The sequence below is a fragment of the Paenibacillus sp. Soil724D2 genome, assembly GCF_001427935.1.
GTDB lineage: Bacteria > Bacillota > Bacilli > Paenibacillales > NBRC-103111 > Paenibacillus_E.
This window is the reverse complement of sequence record NZ_LMRY01000001.1, coordinates 483,184-502,186: the sequence shown is the minus strand read 5'-3', so window position 1 is coordinate 502,186 and position 19,003 is coordinate 483,184. Positions and strand designations below refer to the sequence as shown.

Genomic DNA, 19,003 nt, shown 5'->3' with positions numbered 1-19,003 from the left:
CGCCGCAAAGATCGCAGACATCGCCACCTGCTTGCCATGCATCTTGGGAGGTTGTAAAGCATGATTGATGCGCTCATTTTGTTTTTACAAATTATGTTGATCAATATTGTGCTTAGCGGTGACAATGCCGTCGTCATTGCGTTGGCGAGCAAAAATTTGCCGATTGCCCAGCGTAAGCTTGCGATATGGTGGGGAGCTTTCGGCGCTATTGCATTGCGATTGGTCCTGACTTTAGTTGCTGTAAGCCTGCTCGATATCCCATATATACAAGCAGGGGGATCTATTCTGCTATTCTGGATTGCCATAAAACTGCTTACGGATGATGACAGCCATGCAAATGTGAAGGAAGCCTCTACGCTTGGTAAAGCGATATGGACGATTGTTGTAGCGGATTTCGTTATGAGTTTGGATAATGTTCTTGCGATTGCGGCTAAAGGGAATGGGAACAATACAGTCATCATTCTTGGTATAGGGCTCAGTATCCCCATCATTATTTGGGGAAGTTCACTAGTGATGGATCTGCTGCATAAATTTCCAATTCTTGTATTTATGGGGGCAGGCATTCTCGGATATACAGCGGGGGAAATGTTCGTTAAAGATGAGAAAATGATTGATTGGCTGCTGCATGATTATGAATCGCTGCATGTATGGATCCCTATTGTGGCGGCTTCTCTCGTTATTATGATCGGCTTAACCGTGAAATGGGTACGATTGCTGCAATTCAATGCAAGAAATGAATAGAGGATTTGGAAAACCGCCAAGCTGAAGTTATCAGCGAAGCGGTTTGTTTTTTCATGTTAGAAATTGAAACTTTTTTCCAAATGTCCGATAAAGTACGATATTCAAGTTAATGCTGTGCCATCTGAACGCCTCGTCGAGCTTGCCAAAAGCACCATCCATAAATAAGGATGAAAACAAGAATAAGCACTGTTGAATAACGGTACATCAGTGCATAACTCCCGCTTATGTTAGCGAGAGCTCCCAAAACCATCGCTCCTAACCCAATACCGAGATCATTGGCGGAGAAGAAGGTTCCGTTGGCTGCACCGCGGCGATTTGGAGCAGCACGTGCAATGGTCCAAGCCTGCAGCGCCGGCTGCAAGGATCCGAACCCTATGCCATAGCATATCGCTGCTGCGGCTAAGCTAGCTTCTGAGTGAGCATAAGAAAGAAGCAAGAGTCCTGCAAGGGTAAATAGAGCGCCGGGCAGGAGCACCCATTCGGGTCCTTTTCGATCAAACAACATGCCGGTTATAGGTCTAACAATTAGCACCATGGAGGCATTACAAAGGAAGAACCAACCGACATTCGAAATGCCGGCTTCGTGGCCGAACAGCGTAATAAAGGTCACAATTCCTCCATAACAAATTGCTGTACATAGCAATAAACCGGAGGGAAGCATCGCGCTTCGTTCCCATAAACGATCCATAAGCTTCGGCCTTTGGGCCGACTTTTCGAGAGCCAACGGTTTGGTATAGGTAATAAAAAGAGAACTTAACAAGGAAAGCAGTGCTAACAATGTTGAGATTAAAAGTACGCGGGGGAAGCCATAGGTTTGCATCAACCATAAACCTGTAAGCGGCGCAAGAGCCATAGCGAATGTATTGGACAACCCGTAATAGCCCATACCTTCTCCGCGGCGCTCCGCTGGAATAATGTCGGCTATAACAGTGCCTAAGGAGGTTGTGGACATCCCCCATCCGATCCCATGAACAAAGCGTGCAGTAAGAATAAGCGTAACAGCAGCCATATAGGAGTATCCGGCAATAGTTAGCGCACAAATCGCGAGTCCAACCAAAAGCACATGTTTTCTTCCAAACAAATCTAGCGCTCGCCCAGCAAAAGGGCGGGTTAGCAGTGAAGAAATTGTGAAAATGCCAATGACGAGACCGACTTGAATATCATTTCCGCCTAATTGCGACACATGTGTAGGGATCGTTGGAATGAGCATTTGAAAACTAAAGAAAAGCAGTAAATTGGATAAAGATGTAATCAGGAAAGCTTTGGTCCAAAGCGGTTTTTTCTTTTTATTATCTACAAATAACGGTTTCATGTTACCTCCCAAGTTGTCCATAAGCAAACCTGTTTGACAGGGGGAAAACGGGCTGCACGCGTAGTAGTATGCCCATGCTGAAGAATTTGAACGCAAGTAAAGCGTTGTCCATTGCTCTTGGTAAGATGAGTGCTTATGCGATTCGCATCGTTAAGCGGGCTGTGGTTCTCGCTTTCAATTCACTTTATCCTTAGCGAATATTCAGCAAAGCTATCTGTGGATAAGTCTGGCGTTTATATAGCCAAGACTGAAGTGCTCGCAGCCGGCAGCGAAGAGGGGGCCGAGAAGCGGGTCATCTGCAGCTCGACTTCCAGCTTCATGATCCCTTATTCACCGGAGTATCGGATCACGGATGGACAGGGCCTCAGCAAGCTTCAGCAGCTTGCTGAGCTTACAGGCGGCCGGATGCTCTTGCTAGAGCATTCGGGAAGCCTTCATCTCCGCTTCTGCTGCGCAGAAGCGATTGACTCCCATCAGCAAGTACCTGCTGATGGCGGCGCTCGCGCTGATGCCGATGGACATCGCAGCGCGACGCTTAGCTCTGCCGCCCGGTCTGTTGGGCCAGGGCGTTCGCCTGCTGCAGCGCTCCGCCCTCACCACCAGCGGCGAACATGCGTCGCCGGACGCATTGCTCGAGGCTAAACGGCGAGGCCGATAGTAGCGCCAAACACCTAGCAATTTCTAGCCAGGTACGATAAACTATTTGTTGAAGGGTGTCGAAGTTGATCCCTTATTGATAAGTGAATTAGGAGGGGATTTGAATGGCTAGAAATAGCTACTCCATTGGTATCCTGTTAATTGGCCTGGCCGCCTTATTGCTTCTCGGTAAATTAGGTTTTTTCCATGTTCTTCTTTCGTTTTTCTGGCCGCTAGTTTTACTTATTCCTGGGATGCTGTTCCACGTATTCTTTTTTAATCGGTCACTGCCCGCAGGCGTTCTTGTACCTGGAGGTATATTAACGACTTATGCACTAATGTTCTTTTACTGTAATATATTTGGTTGGGGTTCAATGAGCTATCTATGGCCGGGATTCATTCTTGGTGTAGCCATCGGATTATATGAGATGCATCTGTTCGATCGTGGAAGTGATCGCGGTGTTTTGATAGGTGCAATGGTGCTGGGAATCATTTCAACTGTATGTTTCGGGTTAACTCTACTAATTCATTTAGGGATCTATGTAATCGCTTTGATCCTTGTGGTAGCTGGACTTGTCATGATTTTCCGCAAGCGAAATGTGTGGTAATTTCAGGCATATACTTGTAAAAGTTTTATGTTGAGCGGCATTTACCTTGCATAATGTCGAGAAACTGCGTATAATAAGTGTAAATGTCAAGCGTCGGCGCTTTCGTCCGACGCTTGTTTTATGAACAGAGACGAAAATTATAGGGTAGAGAGGGTTTGACATTCATGCACGCAAGAGACAAAATTCGCAATATTGCAATTATCGCTCACGTTGACCACGGTAAAACGACACTAGTAGATAAATTACTTCAACAATCCGGTACTTTCCGCGAGAACGAGGCTGTTCAAGAGAGAGCGATGGACTCCAACGATCTCGAGAGAGAACGCGGTATTACCATTCTTGCAAAAAATACAGCAATTAATTATAAAGACTACCTGATTAACATTGTGGATACACCTGGACATGCCGATTTCGGTGGTGAAGTAGAGCGTATCATGAAAATGGTAGACGGTGTTTTGCTGGTTGTTGATGCTTTCGAAGGCACCATGCCGCAAACGAAGTTCGTTCTACGTAAAGCATTAGAAAGCAATCTTTCTCCGGTTGTAGTTGTTAACAAAATTGACCGTCCGAACGCTCGTCCTCAAGAAGTTGTTGACGAAGTTCTTGATCTTTTCATTGAGCTAGGTGCTACGGATGAGCAGCTTGATTTCCACGTTGTATATGCTTCCGCATTACAAGGTACATCAAGTCTTGATGCTGAGAAACAAGATGACAACATGGAAGCTATTTATGAAACGATTGTTAGTCACATCCCAGCTCCAACAGAAGATGTTGATCAACCGCTTCAGTTCCTTGTTACATTGATGGATTACAATGAGTACTTGGGTCGTATCGGCGTAGGCCGTGTGAACCGTGGTAAAATCCGTCAAGGTCAGACTGTTGCTGTTATGACGCGTGAAGGCGGTCAGAAGCAAGCAAGAATCGAGAAACTTTTTGGTTTCACAGGCTTGAAACGTATTGAGATCGAAGAAGCAGCTGCAGGGGACATCATTGCCATTGCAGGGATCAAAGATATCAACATTGGTGAAACGGTAGCAGATCCTGCGAATCCGGAAGCATTGCCAGTTTTGAAAATTGATGAGCCAACGCTGCAAATGACATTTATCGTCAATAACTCACCATTCGCAGGACGTGAAGGGAAATGGGTAACTTCCCGTAAAATTCGCGAGCGTCTTTACAAAGAGCTTGAAACAGACGTAAGTTTGCGCGTTGAAGATACAGACAGCCCGGATGCTTTCGTTGTATCTGGCCGCGGTGAGCTTCACTTAGGTATTTTGATTGAAAACATGCGCCGTGAAGGCTTTGAATTACAAGTATCCAAACCAGAAGTTATCATTCGTCAAATCGACGGTCAAAAAATGGAGCCGATTGAGCGTTTAATCATCGACGTTCCAGAAGACAGCATGGGTTCCGTTATGGAGAGCTTAGGTTCCCGTAAAGCCGAGATGGTCAACATGATCAACAACGGCAGCGGTAACGTTCGTCTTGAGTTCTTAATCCCTGCACGTGGTTTGATCGGTTACAGAACGAACTTCTTGACGTTAACTCGCGGCTACGGTATTATGAACCATGCTTTTGACAGCTATGGTCCTTACCAAGGAGCTGGTGTTGGCGGACGTCATGAGGGCGTACTTGTTTCCAGTGAATCTGGCGTATCTACTTTATACGGAATCCTTTCTGTTGAAGATCGCGGTATCCTGTTCGTTCATCCACAAACAGAAGTTTACGAAGGCATGGTCGTTGGTGAGCATACACGCGACAATGATATCATCGTTAACATCTGTAAGGAAAAAGCGGTAAACAACATCCGTTCCGCGAACAAAGAAGAAACTGTAAAAATGAAAACTCCTCGCATGTACTCTTTGGAGCAAGCACTTGAGTATTTGAACGATGATGAATATTGTGAAATCACACCGAAATCCGTTCGTATTCGTAAAAAGATTTTGAACAAAAGCGAGCGCGAGCGTGCGGAGAAACACCGCAAAACAGCTGAAGCTAACGTGTAGTTCACAAAGTGTTCTAAATATGGGAAATGTGGGCTTCTGTGCCGCATTTCCCTTTTCGACAGTAGAAAGTGTTCGTTTCGGTAATACCGAAATATGCTTTCTACTTGGCGATAAAACCTACCTCTAAACGCTGTCGCTCATCTATGAATGACTCCGATAGAGGTTTTCTCATTTATTTGTTACTTTGAGGGATCATGATAATTGACTTTACTTTTTGAATGAAATGGAGTGTATGTTTTGACTGCCTTGAACGTGTGGTTTGGAAATCACCTGTACATCACTTATCTGTTAATCTTTATATTTATGTCTTATGTGTATAACAAAGTTTTCCGGACGCGTAAATTGCCGGTTCTCAAGACAGCTATCATCTATGTGCTGTTGGCCATTGGATCGGTTATGCTGCTTGTTTTTCAAATTGTAGGACTACCTATCGTGCTCTGCCTAGCTGTTGCCATATCGTTAATGTTTCTGGTTCGCATTCGTTATTTTATCGAGAAAAGAAGCGGTAATAGACCCACTTAATAAGGATTTATGATTACTTTTGCTAAAGCAAAGCTCTAAGGAGGGGCGAATGACTCGATACTGGTTAACTCCGATTGCAGGCTATTCTCCTTTGGTGTTGGGGTCTGATCGTTTGCTCTGCTCTCCGCTCACAAAGCTGGAAGCTTTCCGTGAATTGGCGAATGTGAGGCACCCCAGATTGCTATCAATGTTTAAAGCTAGTCTGCTGTTAAGTGACGATGAAGAGATATGTGGTTCAGAGCTCGTAGAACTTGATTTATCGAATTCTGAGGCTGTTGTGTTTGATGGTGATCCTTTTCATTTATCGCATTGTGCAGAAGCCTTTCTAGATCGTCTACTGAAGCAAGAGGAAGCTTGGGGCTTCGTGTCATCATTAGATGATAGCGCTTTAGATGCCGATCAAATCATTTGGAAAAATCAATGGCTTCGTTGGCTGGAATTAGGCTGCGATGTTATTTTACTTAGAGAGGACGGGCGTTAAAATGAAACTGCAAGACGCCTTTTTTAACTGGTTGCAAATGCATATTGTAAGTCAAGCAAGACCGGATGACGAAGCGGCCAAAGAGACACTTGATTTTTTTGCGCTTATTTTGCGTGAAGATCATGGGGTCAGTCATATGGAAATTGTGGACGAATTGGATCGGATGAAAATTCACATCGCCTATGAACAAGAAAGTATTAAGAGTAAACAGAGTTTTGATCGTGAATCGGCGGAAAAGCTGCTTGATGATATTAATTCGAATCCGATTTACAATAATCAATAGACGTTTATGCTTGTCGACATAACTTTTTTAAACCGACGTACACTAGGATATATGTGGCTGAAAAAGGAGTGTTCTCATGATTTGAAAATAGATACATAAGGGTGGAACGCTTGCCACCGGCTATGCTATACTGTAAGTGTAAGGAGCGTTTTCAACCACCTAGTAGGAGGCGCAAACGATATGGCTGAACACAACACAGCTTTACCGAAGCAATGGATGGATCGCGCCCAAATGATGACCGAGCATGAATATGAGAAAACTTGTGTAAGCCGAGTCACTGTGAATCCAGCCGGCCGAGTTTTTGATGCGATAAAAAAAGCCTAGATCTGCGTATGCAGTCAGGCTTTTTGTTATCTTCGGTGGATTACGGGTTCGGCATTTCCGCCTGATTCGTACCGTTAGGTCCCGCATTGTTTGGCATATTGCGAATATCACGCGGCAGCTGAGGCATTGCACGGCCCATGATATCTGCCATTTGCTCTGCGAATCCAGTAATTGGTCTTCCTGCTCGAACGTTATCCCGGATGTTGCGCAAGCGTTGATCTAAGTCCAAATCTGCAGTAACAATAGCATTAACTCCGTATGGATCTTTCTTGAGCGCTTCAGCTACCGAGTACTTGACGGTGCCGACTCTGGCTCGATCCAAATCTTTCTTAATGTTAATGCCGACAACGGCGGTATTACCGAAGACGACGCAGTGCGCACTTTCAACCTGAGGGACGCTGGTGGCTAGGTTTTCCAAACGTTCTGCAACAGCCTTAGAATCTTTTATCTCGAGCTTTTGTGGGGCGATTTGTTGAACTTTTACTTGATTTTGATTCGGATTTTGAGAGGGGGCACCACTTTTCGGCGCTTGACTACAGCCAACCGCGAGGGTCAGTATTACTATAACTACGCACAATAGTCTCACTTGAATCGTTCCTTTCTTTCCTGAATCTCGCGTTTAGTTTGTCCGGCACAGCTAGGTTGTATGTATTTCGTATAACCAATGATCTAACGCCAAATCTGGGAGGGGACACACCAATGAAAAAAATTTACGTGTTGGATACCAATGTTCTGCTTCAGGACCCTAATGCTTTATTCGCGTTCGAAGATAATGAAGTAGTCATACCCGCCGTGGTGTTGGAGGAAATCGATTCTAAGAAACGAAATGCGGACGAAATAGGCCGTAATGCGAGACATGTTTCGAGATTGCTGGATGGATTAAGAACGAAAGGCAACTTGTCCGATGGCATCACGCTCGAACATGGCGGCAGCATTAAAGTGGAGCTCAACCATCGCAGCTTCGCGAAGCTGCAGGAAACATTTGCTGAATTAACGAATGATAACCGAATTCTTGCGGTCGCGCTCAACTATCATCTTGAAGAGCAGGGGAATGAATACCCGAGACCAGTTGTTATCGTGAGTAAAGATACATTAGTTCGTATTAAAGCGGATGTCCTCGGTATACCTGCACAGGATTATTTAACTGATCGCATTGTTGCACAAACGGATATGTATACAGGATATATAACGTTATACGTGCATCCTTCTATCATTGATGAGTTTTATTCTTATCGTTTCTTGACTGTGACATCGCTTAATTTGGGCTATATGCTGCATCCTCACGAATTTGTCATTTTGCGGGATGAGCTGGGTTCCTCCAAATCAGCTTTATTGAAAGTGACGCCCGATGCCAAAAAGCTGGAGCCACTCTTCATGAGTAACGATCCCATTTGGGGGATTGCCGCGCGTAACGCGCAGCAACGAATGGCTCTTGAGCTCCTGCTCAATGACGAAATCCCGCTCGTCACCCTGACTGGGAAAGCGGGTACAGGTAAAACGCTGCTCACGTTAGCTGCGGGCCTTATGAAGATTGAGGATGATCGTAAATATAAAAAATTGCTAATTGCTCGACCCGTTGTTCCAATGGGCAAGGATATTGGTTATCTGCCTGGTGAAAAAGATGAAAAGCTGCGTCCCTGGATGCAGCCGATCTATGATAATTTGGAGTATTTATTCGATACCAAAAAGCCGGGAGACATTGAAAAAATATTAGCAGGTCTCGGTAGTATTCAAGTGGAAGCTCTGACGTACATTCGCGGACGCTCGATTCCCGGCCAATTCATCATTATTGATGAGGCGCAAAACTTATCCAAGCACGAGGTGAAAACGATCGTTTCCCGCGTAGGAGAGGGCAGTAAAATTGTTCTTCTGGGTGACCCGGACCAAATCGATCATCCATATCTCGATGCCTCGAGTAATGGATTAACTTATGTGGTTGAAAGATTCAAACAAGAAGGTATTAGTGGGCATATTACTCTTGAACGTGGTGAACGCTCGCATCTTGCGCAATTGGCAGCCGATCTGCTCTGATAAATTCAAAAAGCCCACACCCCGATATAAGGGGATGTGGGCCTTTTTGGTGTGTTCTAAGGCAGCATCTCGATGCGGCATCGATAAGCTTTGGCAATACCCTGCATGAGCTCTTCGAGCTGCCGATCGACGACGTACACAGTGTGATCCTTAGCCTGGTACTGAGCAAGTAGATGTTCTTCGATCTGAAGGGCCGCTTGGCCGATTTCAGCTTGGGGGCTATCTGCTGTAAAGCGGAATTGTACAACAAGCTTATCGTATAAATAATTGTGCTCTGCGCGGCTAGTAAAGCCATAATCACTGAATAGATCAGTCAATTCAGCATCATCCGGCAGCAGCCGAAGCTGCATTAGGTTCGTCTCGATATTGAAATGAGCCATAACATCGAGCGCTGCGAGCTGTTGTTCTTCATTGCTGACAATAAGCATTTCTTTGTCGCGATCAAATAATTCAACTTTACCAGCGAGAGCTTTAACGATTTGCGCGTAAAATCCAGGTATTTTTCCTTCGGGCAGATCCATCATCAGACCAATTTTCGGTTCCATTTGTAGTCCTCACTTTACTTCGTTATCCTCTGTTACTTTACAGGGATAATTTGAGTTTTACAACTGCGATGCCATTCTTCGTCTCTACACTAACGACATCGAGATAATTGACAATTTTTTTCGGGATGAAACCAAGCTGGAATTCTTTCATAAAGTCTTCAATAGTGGTATCAGGCAGTTCGAAGCCATTGAATTCAAGTTTATCCACAACAAAGCGGACTTCATTCATGTCGGGATGTTCCTTCAACAAAAACATTCCTTCCAACGCGATTTGTACATGATCCTTTTTACCTTTTGCAATGATCGACCCATCAGCAAATTCAAAATTCAAATTCTGTAAAAGCTCATTTTTTGAATGAAGGTAAGCGTTGAAATCCGTATCACTAATCGTTATGACCGGATTTTTGATGGAAGATAAGTCCATGAATTTATTTTCTTTCGTTACATACTGTGGCAGTTCTCGGAAAGCTGATGATAAACTATTCAAGTACTCGCGAAATAAAGGGATGCCTTCTTGCTTCCATTGGTCATTTAAGCTTTTTATTTGGGCTTCTATGACTTGTGCTTGTGCACTGACGGCTAGTTGTTTATCCAGCTCTTCTTGAAGCTTTACGAGTCTCTCACGCTGTGTGAGGAATTTCTCTTTCGTTTTCTGAAGTTCGACGCGTGAAGAATCAAGTTCGGTTCGCAGGCTTTTCAATTTCTTAAACGATTCTGTGAAAGCTGATAAAGCGCGATGATCATTACTAATAATCATTTGTAAATACTCGAACATTCGCAATGCATCCGTAAAGGAACTAACGGTAAACAGCAGCATCCAGATCGAATCTCGATCCCCTGTATAATAAGCTCTCAGCACTTTTCCGGCATGTTTTCGGGTGTTATCAACGCTGCTGTTCTGCTTGATGATATCTTGTTCATTTTGTTTGATTTGAGCAACGATGTTTGCATCTTGTTCGTTTAATCGGGCCACTTCTTTGTCAATTTCGAAAATGGTAAGCCCTTTTTGGACGAGATCTTTGGTTTCGTCTTGTGTAGGTGTCTTTTCTTCGGCTGAGATTGTATGAAGCGGTAGTGTTATTTGAGTAAGTAATAGAATAGACAACATCATAGCTATGAATTTATATATCATTGAACGAATTCTCCCCCTAAGAACAGATTATCATATTTCTATTAAATGAAGCACAAAAAAATACTTACCTCTGGGGAAGAGGTAAGTATTTTGCTCTACATCTATTTTTTTGCCGGTGTAATTAATTTAAGGATCTCATCGAAGCTTTTAGCGTTTTTCGGTATTTCTTTCGTTAATGGAGCAGCTTGATTGATAGCGTCGTAGGTTTGATGAAGAAGAATATGATTATCCTGCGTTTTGCCATCAACAGTTAGGGTGAAGCCTACATCAATTGTTTGGTCACGAATAAAGCCGGTGTCATCAATAGCAACAACCATTTTACCCGGAGCCTTGAGTTGTAAAGCATTTGCTTGATTTTTTTTGAGTTGCTCGGCTTTATCGGCTGTAAGTAATCCATTGTTCTGTAATGACCCAATAAACTCTGGAAGCTTTGTTTGCAGCAGCGTATTCAATTCTTTTTCATTTTTAGTGGTAAGTTCAACACTGATGGATTTGGCTGAAGATCCGTCTTTCAGCTTAACTGGTTCCTTGGCTTCTTTATACCATTTTGCATCAATCCCGCTAAATATAAGATTACCAAGAGTGGTTGATAATTGAGAAGTATTTTTCAAAGTGTCTACAGTTAATGGACTAGTACTGTTCTGACTCATTTTTTGTAGATCAATTGCGTAGTACTCGTCAGGTGTTTTATTTAATGCTGGCATATTAAAATACAATTTGCTATCTTTAATGAGAATTGGAATCTCAAAAGGGGATGTAGAGCCCTTAGGCGTTATTTTTAAGTCCGTTTGGAACTGGAGTGGCTCCACATTGCTGATGCCCTTCCAATCGATTGTGCTTTCTCTGACCAAAGATAACAGCCCGTTAGTTAAAGGGTTGGACGATTTCATCAATCCATCGCTTATGGCTAATGTAGTACTCCCATCGAAGGTGTAAGATTTCATTTCTTTTTGTTTAGTTAGTGATTGTTCGAGTGCTTCTTTGATCTTCGTGTTGTCTGTACAAGCTGTTAACGATATTAGGCTGATTGCCGATACCGCTGTTAAGGTAATCCACTTCTTTGACATGCTTTTCTGTCTCTCCTTCCATAAATCCTTCTTCATTATAATGGTTTCCTTATGTTTTGTCTTTAAGTAAAGAATTGGAGGGTTCTTCATTGAATCATCAGCTCGGACACCCAAGTGTTGTGACAGCCTTAAAAGAGGCCATTCAGTCAGCGGAATTGCAAGCCATCACATTCAGAGACTATATGGATATTTGTCTATACAGTGAACCATATGGGTATTATCGAAATGAGAGGCTGAAAATTGGTAAACAGGGAGATTTCTATACAAGTTCCTCTATTGGTTCAATAATGGGGGAAATAGTGGCATCATTTATTTGTAAGCAGCTGAATAGTGAAAGTCCTCTTATAGAACCCGTTCATATTGTTGAATGGGGGGGAGGCAACGGGCGAATGGCCCTTCACATCATGGGCGAAATAAAGCGAACTGATCCCGCCGTTTATGCTCGATTAACCTATACAATCATTGAATCTAGTACATATCACCGTCAGCAGCAGCGAACAGCGCTTGAAGAACACGCACAAGTTATTCAATTCTCAAGTGAAACAGAATGGTTGGCTCAGACGCCGAAAGATCAGGTTTATGTTCTTGCGAATGAGCTATTGGATGCTTTCCCGATCCACCGAATACGCTATAAAGATATGCTTTTCCAAGAGTCCTATGTGAAATGGCAAGAGGAGGAGCAGATTTTTCAAGAAATTTGGCTTACTATCAGCTCCCGACATATATTAGACTTCCTAGAACGTACCAAAGTTCAATGGTTGGATGGTCAAATAGGGGAGATAAACCTTGAAGCTGAAAGTTGGGTCTCACGTGTGGCTGAACGGATCCAAAGCGGCAGCTGCATCATCATTGATTATGGCGATACAGCAGAAGAACTATTCGCTCCTCACCGTTATAATGGAACTTTAATGTGCTATCGCAAACATCAAGCTCAAGATAATCCATTCATCCACCAGGGTGAGCAGGATATGACATCACATGTTAATTTCAGTTCTTGTCAATTAGTTGCAAAACAGAGTGGCTTTACTTACTGCAAACTTCAGACGCAACGGGAGTTTCTGGTGGAGCAAGGGATATTGCAAAGACTTCAAGACCACTTTGATCCGAACCCTTTTAGTGAAGTGTCTAAGCGGAATCGGTCAATTAGGCAGTTGCTGCTAAGTGATCAAATGAGTGAGTTATTCAAAGTGTTCATCGCAAGCAAACATTCAGTTATCAATGAAAAAAAGGTGAGCCGCTGAGTAACAGTCGGTTCACCTTTTTGCTTGTTTTTATTGTTGTGGGTTTAGACAGACATTTTGAAAAATGACCAATACGTAAATCCGCTGAAGGAAATAATCATATATCCCCAGAACAACAATATGTAAGTTCGTTCTGACAAGCGCATATAGCCTAGAATGACGAATACGGCAGTTTGAAAAAAGAAAATCAGAGACATAGGTATCATATCGCCAGCTAAGCTCATTAGTGCGATAACAAGTGTCCAAAAACCTAGAACCCGAAACATGCGATCCATTCTCGTAACATCCCCCTCTCATACCACGTTGCACTTTAACTACAACACATTATACCGTTTGAAATCAGCGGTGTAAACCGTCAAACGGTGACGAAATTGAAAACATTTCATCAGATAGTAGTAGTATGTCTTTTTATCGGGATCCCATGTATGAGTGACAAAAAATTTGGCAATACCATTTAGTATCAAATAGATTCTATGAACTCTAGTACGGGCATAGAAATAATAATAATGGCACGAATCAATTTATCCCTGCTCTCTACGAATTGATTCTTTATTATGATGCATCCCCAATAGGCGAGTTTTTGATCTTTGACCAAAGTTCCCGCAGAGGAGACTTTGATCTACGGACCAAAGATCCCACAGAGTAGAGACTTTGATCTATGGACCAAAGATCCCGCAGAGGAGAGACTTTGATCTATGGACCAAAGATCCCACAGAGGAGAGACTTTGATCTATGGACCAAAGATCCCACAGAGGAGAGACTTTGATCTCCGACCAAAGATCCCTATATTATGTTAGGAGGTTCGACCATATGTCAGCAATTAGACAAGATGCTTGGAGCGATGAAGACGACTTAATCTTGGCGGAAGTGACACTGCGTCACATACGAGAGGGTAGCACACAATTATCTGCATTCGAAGAGGTTGGAGAGCGCATTGGGCGTACAGCGGCAGCCTGTGGATTCCGTTGGAACAGTTTTGTAAGGAAAAAATATGAAGCGGCTATTCAGATTGCCAAAGCACAACGTCAGAAAAGAACGCAGCTTAAAAAGCATGCTGCCGTCTCGATTTCCGGTTCTTCTTCCATTGGACTGCTGGATGGACCTGAGTTGTCTACAGGCAAAGTAGAGACATTCACGGAAGAAACATTATCGATTGACGCTGTGATCCGGTTTCTAAGACAATGGAGAAACACGTACCAAGATATGAATCGTCATATTAAAAATTTGGAAAAAGAGCTGCAAGACAAAGAGGACGAACTAGATAGATTGGGCAGAGAAAACAACAAGTTGAATAAGCAAGTTAATGAAGTTGAGACCGATTATCGTGTTGTGAATGATGATTATAAAGCATTGATTCAAATTATGGATCGTGCTAGGAAAATGGCCTTCCTCGTTGAAGAAGAGGAAGAAGAGAAGCCGCGGTTCAAGATGGATGCGAATGGTAACCTAGAAAGAGTAGATTGAGTTTGCCGCCCGTCCTTACATATAGAAGCTTCAGAACAAGGAGAGCCCTTGGACTGGGGCTTTTTTGTTGTATAATGGGAATTGTATGTAAAGGGGGACATGAGATGCGCATTATGATTATTGGTGCAGGCTCCTTAGGACTGCTATTCGCTGCCAAGTTGTCTGCTTTTTGTGAACATATGACAGTCATTGCAAGAACGATAGAACAAGCAGATAAGCTAGATCAGATGGGGATCGAGTTGGATGGAACTGCAGAAGCAATTAAGACTACTCGTAATGGGGACATAGATTTTCGTTATTATATAGAAGAGGCAGAAACGGTTAAACTGTCTTTACATCATTTTGACTACATATTTCTCATGGTCAAACAGCCTGCGATTACACAAGAATTAATCAACAATTTAAAGTCCCAAATGTCTAAAGACACCTGCCTAATTAGTTTTCAGAACGGAATAGGGCATGAAGAGAGGTTAGGAGAAGAGCTTGGGCGGGATCGCTTGCTGCTCGCTGTGACGACGGAAGGGGCTAGACGAGAGGGCTTAACAGCAGTTACTCACACCGGACATGGTATCAGTTATATAGGAACATCGGAAGATTCAGATCATTTTGTAAATTCAACACATATTTTGTTAGTTGAGATGCTTGAGAAGGCAGGATTTCATACAATGATGTCGAAGAACATGGATGTAAGGATTTGGAGCAAGCTGACGATAAATGCTGTAATTAATCCGCTTACGGCCATTTTACGTGTGAAAAACGGAGATCTGCTGCTTTCACCCTGGACGCTCTCCCTCATGAATAACCTTTACCAAGAAACTCGTATGGTGGCGACTGCCAAGGGGATTTTACTGCCTGATGATCTATGGGACACGCTGCTAAGTGTCTGTAAAGCCACTAGCTTAAATCATTCATCTATGCTTCAGGATATTGAACAGTCCAGACGAACTGAGATCGATTATATTAACGGAAGCCTAGTAAAAATGGCAAAAGAATTAAATCTTGAGATTCCGACTCACCAAACCGTGTTCCAATTAGTGAAAGCCCTAGAATAAGTAGGTGAATTCTTGATGATGAATGTGTTAGCCAGTTGGATTTCTACGTTATATGCAGTCTTAGCAGTGGCACCGTTTATTACGTTTATCCTTTTGTGGTTTCTAGTCTTTGTTTTTCTTAGAGATAAGAAGATGACAACGAGACTTACCATGGACGTGACGACGTTATTTCTGTTAGGCTCTGTTTCATTGATGTGGAATCAATTGTTTCATACGAATTTTGGTTTCTGGCTAATTGCGCTCGTGCTGCTCATCGCTTTTGGGATCATTGGTGGTTATCAGACGCATTTGAAAGGAAAAACCGAATTATTAAAGGTCAGCAGGGTAGTTTGGAGGCTTAGTTTTCTGGGTCTATCAGCACTTTACATCCTGCTATTTTTCCTGCATATCGGGAAAAATTATATATTTTCGACCTAAGCAAGACGATTTTGTGGAAATAATGTGAATAAATCAATTTTTAGTGTATGTTTGTAATATTTATTTAAGAATTGTAGAAAATAACAATGAAATCCGTCTAGATTTTATTGACCGATGGTTGTATAATTAGAAACCGTATAGGACCTTTTTCTTCATATTATTTTAACAAAGGTGAATTGAAATTTTATCTTAGGTTGATGAAGATGAAATTAGTTCTGGACAAAGCATAGTTATATGTTATAATTCCTTGCGTAGAGTCTAGTAAATTTTTTTACCAGAGGTTCGAGTCAGATATACTGACACGTATGAAGCGGTTTCATTTGTTTTTGGGTTTAAGGTGTAAGGTTTATGTGAATAAAACTATCAAAACACCTAACCATAGATGTTTAGATACATATTTTAAAGGAGGAGTTTTATGAAAGCGACGAAATGGGTTTCTACAGCAGTAGCATTAACGCTTATGGGTAGTGTGGCAATTGGTTGTGCCAAAAAAGAGGAACCATCTGCTTCTCCGACTGGGGATACTAAAGGTACAACAGCTCCTGCGGCATCTAACAAACCGCAAGAAATTAAAATCAACTTTACTGCAGAGCCACCTGTTATGGATAGCTCCAAAGCAACAGCTAATGCTGCTTTCACATTCATTAGCGCATTTAACGAAGGTCTTTATCGTACTGACAAAGACGGCAAAGCAACTCCTGGACTTGCAAAAGATTTCCCTAAAATTTCTGCTGATGGTCTAACTTACACAATCGACATTCGCGACAATGCGAACTGGTCTGATGGTCAACCAGTAAAAGCACAAGATTTCGTTTATTCTTTCAAACGTACATTAGATCCAGCGACAAAAGGTCAATATAGCTTCGTAGTAGCTTGGATTAAAGGTGGAGAAGCTGTAACAAAAGCGAAAACACCTGAAGATGTTAAAAAAGCTCAAGATGCTCTTGGCGTAAAAGCAATTAGCGACAAACAGCTTGAAATTAAACTTGAGAAACCAGTTACCTTCTTTACACAAATGCTTGCGTTCGGAACTTTCTTGCCACAAAGAGAAGATTTCGTTACAAAAGCTGGCGATAAATATGGAGCAGAAGCTGATAAAGTAATTGGTGCAGGTCCATTTATTTTGAGCAAATGGGATCATGGCCAAACACTTGAACTTGTTAAAAACGAGAAATATTGGGACGCTGCTAACGTTAAACTTACGAAAGCAACTGTCAATATCGTAAAAGATACAAATACAGGACTTAACCTATATGAAACAGATGCAGCTGATTTGGCTGAAATCAACCGAGATCAACTTAAACTTTATGCAGGTAAACCAGATAACTTGCCTAAACCTGAGTTGACTAACTCTTACTTGATGTACCAAACGAAAAAAGTTCCTGCCTTGGCTAACAAGAAAATTCGTCAAGCTTTAGGTATGGCGATCGATCGTCAAGCTTATGTTGATACAGTTCTTGCTAACGGTTCTGTAGCATCCACAGGTCTAGTGCCTGGCGGTACTTCTGACGGTGCAGGCGGCGACTTCCGTAAATCTGCTGGCGAAACTCAACCTAAGTTCGATGCAGCTAAAGCAAAACAATTGCTTGCTGAAGGTTTGAAAGAAGCTGGTTTAACAGCTCTTCCTAAAATGAAAGTGAACGCGGATGATACAGAAACTGCGAAAAAATCACTTGAGTTCATCCTTGCACAATGGAAACAAAACCTTGGATACGAAGCAGAAGCGAACCCAGTTCCGCATGCATTGCGTATCGAGTTGTCCTCGAAGCATGACTTCGAAATCGTTCTTTCCCTATGGGGCGCGGATTACAACGATCCAATGACATTCTTGGATATGTGGGTAACTGGCGGAGAGTTTGATGAAGGCGACTACAGCAACCCGCAATATGACGCACTAATTAAGCAAGCTCAAGCAGAAGTCGATCCTTCCAAACGTGCGAAAGCAATGATTGATGCTGAGAAAATCCTGATGGATGATCAAGGTGTAGCACCACTTTACTTCCGTACACGTGCTTACTTGAAAAAACCTTCAGTTAACGGTTTGATTCTTCCATCATTTGGTCAAGAATGGGAACTGAAATGGACTAGTATTAAGTAATCAAAAGCTTCATAGTTAAGTTGTTACAAGAAGGGGCCGTTCGCACCTCGTGGAGCGGCCTCTTCTAAATTTCTAAGCAGTAGTTAATTTTAATAAAGGAGGAGCAATATGGTTAAGTTCATTCTTCGCCGTTTCTTATATGCGCTTATTACGTTATGGCTAATTGCATCATTTACATTCGTATTGATGAAAAACTTACCAGGTAATCCACTTGGAGAAGGCTCTGAACGGATTCCTAAAGCGACGAAAGAGATGCTGATGAAGCAATACGGTTTAGATAAGCCATTATGGGAACAGTACTTGACATTCATGAACAATATCATCCATGGCGATCTAGGAGCTTCCTATCAATTCCCTGCTCACAAAGTTACTGATATTATCAAACAAGCATTTCCTTCTTCACTAGAACTTGGGTTAATCTCTATCGCTATTGCTATTATTGCAGGTCTTGCTTTAGGGATTATTGCTTCCTTGAAGCATAATAAAGCAGGCGATTACACGGCCATGTTTATTGCGATTCTGGGTGTGTCTATCCCATCATTTGTTCTTGGTCCATTGCTTTCTTATTATATCGGTGTTAAATGGGGTATTCTCCCTGCAGGATTATGGAAAGGTCCAAGCTATCGTATTTTACCATCACTTGCGCTTTCATTCGGAACCATTGCCATCTTGGCACGTTTGATGCGTACATCCATGTTGGACGTTCTAAACCAGGATTACATTAAGACAGCTAAATCCAAAGGTTTAACCAATTTCACAGTAGTTGTTAAGCACACGATAAGAAACGCCATTTTACCAGTTATCACAATTATAGGTCCAATATTTGTAAACGTCATCACAGGAACGCTAGTTGTTGAACAAATTTTCTCTGTGCCAGGTTTGGGTAAACACTTTGTAACATCGGTTTATTCCAATGATTACACGATGATATCTGGATTAACCATTTTCTACTCAAGCATTCTTATCTTAGTAATCTTTATTACAGACGTAGTGTATGGCTTTGTAGACCCTAGAATTCGTCTTGGGAAAGGCGGGAAATAAAC

General features: G+C 42.5%; 21 protein-coding genes. 15 read left to right on the top strand and 6 right to left on the bottom strand.

Annotated elements, in window-relative coordinates; genetic code table 11:
- Positions 1-60: 60 nt before the first annotated feature.
- Entirely contained in the window at positions 61-741 is a 681-nt protein-coding gene (locus tag ASG85_RS02425) for a TerC family protein (protein WP_060645265.1), read from the top strand.
- A 106-nt stretch (positions 742-847) separates the two neighbouring features.
- On the opposite strand, the gene ASG85_RS02420 is transcribed toward ASG85_RS02425, so the two are convergent.
- The gene (locus tag ASG85_RS02420; RefSeq protein WP_060645264.1) at positions 848-2,053 is read right to left on the bottom strand and encodes an MFS transporter; all 1,206 of its coding nucleotides are present in this window, start codon (positions 2,051-2,053) and stop codon (positions 848-850) included.
- 135 nt (positions 2,054-2,188) lie between these two features.
- On the opposite strand from ASG85_RS02420, the gene ASG85_RS02415 reads away from it, so the two are divergent.
- The 7 genes from ASG85_RS02415 (at position 2,189) to ASG85_RS37550 (ending at position 6,913) form a co-directional block, all read left to right on the top strand.
- A complete protein-coding gene (locus ASG85_RS02415) occupies positions 2,189-2,695 on the top strand; it encodes a hypothetical protein (RefSeq protein ID WP_060645263.1) in 507 nt (168 codons plus the stop codon).
- A gap of 119 nt (positions 2,696-2,814) precedes the next feature.
- Positions 2,815-3,297 (top strand): hypothetical protein, encoded by a 483-nt coding sequence (locus tag ASG85_RS02410; protein WP_060645262.1) that lies wholly within the window; start codon positions 2,815-2,817, stop codon positions 3,295-3,297.
- A gap of 164 nt (positions 3,298-3,461) precedes the next feature.
- Positions 3,462-5,303, top strand: a complete 1,842-nt coding sequence (gene typA / locus ASG85_RS02405; protein WP_047672328.1) for a translational GTPase TypA — start codon at positions 3,462-3,464, stop codon at positions 5,301-5,303.
- 246 nt (positions 5,304-5,549) lie between these two features.
- A complete protein-coding gene (locus tag ASG85_RS02400) occupies positions 5,550-5,825 on the top strand; it encodes a YlaH-like family protein (protein ID WP_082587956.1) in 276 nt (91 codons plus the stop codon).
- 49 nt (positions 5,826-5,874) lie between these two features.
- A complete protein-coding gene (locus tag ASG85_RS02395; protein ID WP_060645261.1) occupies positions 5,875-6,306 on the top strand; it encodes a hypothetical protein in 432 nt (143 codons plus the stop codon).
- Between the two features lies 1 nt (position 6,307).
- Entirely contained in the window at positions 6,308-6,589 is a 282-nt protein-coding gene (locus ASG85_RS02390) for a hypothetical protein (RefSeq protein WP_057303072.1), read from the top strand.
- A 180-nt stretch (positions 6,590-6,769) separates the two neighbouring features.
- Complete coding sequence (locus ASG85_RS37550; protein WP_156396380.1) at positions 6,770-6,913, top strand: hypothetical protein; 144 nt, start codon at positions 6,770-6,772, stop codon at positions 6,911-6,913.
- A 40-nt stretch (positions 6,914-6,953) separates the two neighbouring features.
- On the opposite strand, the gene ASG85_RS02385 is transcribed toward ASG85_RS37550, so the two are convergent.
- On the bottom strand, positions 6,954-7,499 hold the full coding sequence (locus ASG85_RS02385) for a YhcN/YlaJ family sporulation lipoprotein (protein ID WP_060645260.1): 546 nt from the start codon (positions 7,497-7,499) through the stop codon (positions 6,954-6,956).
- Positions 7,500-7,612: 113 nt separating this feature from the next.
- On the opposite strand from ASG85_RS02385, the gene ASG85_RS02380 reads away from it, so the two are divergent.
- Complete coding sequence (locus ASG85_RS02380) at positions 7,613-8,944, top strand: PhoH family protein (protein WP_057303070.1); 1,332 nt, start codon at positions 7,613-7,615, stop codon at positions 8,942-8,944.
- Positions 8,945-9,000: 56 nt separating this feature from the next.
- Here ASG85_RS02380 and ASG85_RS02375 read toward each other — a convergent pair whose 3' ends face one another.
- The 3 genes from ASG85_RS02375 to ASG85_RS02365 form a co-directional block, all read right to left on the bottom strand.
- Complete coding sequence (locus ASG85_RS02375) at positions 9,001-9,489, bottom strand: hypothetical protein (RefSeq protein WP_060645259.1); 489 nt, start codon at positions 9,487-9,489, stop codon at positions 9,001-9,003.
- 37 nt (positions 9,490-9,526) lie between these two features.
- Complete coding sequence (locus ASG85_RS02370; RefSeq protein ID WP_060645258.1) at positions 9,527-10,621, bottom strand: coiled-coil domain-containing protein; 1,095 nt, start codon at positions 10,619-10,621, stop codon at positions 9,527-9,529.
- Between the two features lie 101 nt (positions 10,622-10,722).
- Positions 10,723-11,688 (bottom strand): hypothetical protein, encoded by a 966-nt coding sequence (locus tag ASG85_RS02365; protein ID WP_156396378.1) that lies wholly within the window; start codon positions 11,686-11,688, stop codon positions 10,723-10,725.
- 89 nt (positions 11,689-11,777) lie between these two features.
- Here ASG85_RS02365 and ASG85_RS02360 point away from each other — a divergent pair, with 89 nt between their 5' ends.
- Entirely contained in the window at positions 11,778-12,929 is a 1,152-nt protein-coding gene (locus ASG85_RS02360) for a class I SAM-dependent methyltransferase (protein WP_060645256.1), read from the top strand.
- 44 nt (positions 12,930-12,973) lie between these two features.
- Here the strand turns inward: ASG85_RS02360 and ASG85_RS02355 are convergent, their stop codons facing one another.
- Complete coding sequence (locus tag ASG85_RS02355) at positions 12,974-13,204, bottom strand: DUF2626 domain-containing protein (RefSeq protein ID WP_029196536.1); 231 nt, start codon at positions 13,202-13,204, stop codon at positions 12,974-12,976.
- A gap of 535 nt (positions 13,205-13,739) precedes the next feature.
- On the opposite strand from ASG85_RS02355, the gene ASG85_RS02350 reads away from it, so the two are divergent.
- The 5 genes from ASG85_RS02350 to ASG85_RS02330 all read left to right on the top strand — a co-directional run bounded on the left by ASG85_RS02350 (position 13,740) and on the right by ASG85_RS02330 (position 19,001).
- Positions 13,740-14,393, top strand: coding sequence for an RsfA family transcriptional regulator (locus ASG85_RS02350; protein ID WP_047672335.1), 654 nt, complete (start codon positions 13,740-13,742; stop codon positions 14,391-14,393).
- Between the two features lie 104 nt (positions 14,394-14,497).
- Complete coding sequence (locus ASG85_RS02345) at positions 14,498-15,445, top strand: ketopantoate reductase family protein (RefSeq protein ID WP_060645255.1); 948 nt, start codon at positions 14,498-14,500, stop codon at positions 15,443-15,445.
- 15 nt (positions 15,446-15,460) lie between these two features.
- Positions 15,461-15,862 (top strand): DUF3397 domain-containing protein, encoded by a 402-nt coding sequence (locus tag ASG85_RS02340; RefSeq protein WP_057303064.1) that lies wholly within the window; start codon positions 15,461-15,463, stop codon positions 15,860-15,862.
- 415 nt (positions 15,863-16,277) lie between these two features.
- Positions 16,278-17,960 carry a peptide ABC transporter substrate-binding protein gene (locus ASG85_RS02335; RefSeq protein ID WP_057303063.1) on the top strand — a complete coding sequence of 561 codons (1,683 nt, stop codon included), beginning with the start codon at positions 16,278-16,280 and terminating at the stop codon, positions 17,958-17,960.
- A gap of 108 nt (positions 17,961-18,068) precedes the next feature.
- Positions 18,069-19,001, top strand: a complete 933-nt coding sequence (locus ASG85_RS02330; RefSeq protein ID WP_057303062.1) for an ABC transporter permease — start codon at positions 18,069-18,071, stop codon at positions 18,999-19,001.
- Positions 19,002-19,003 lie beyond the last annotated feature (2 nt).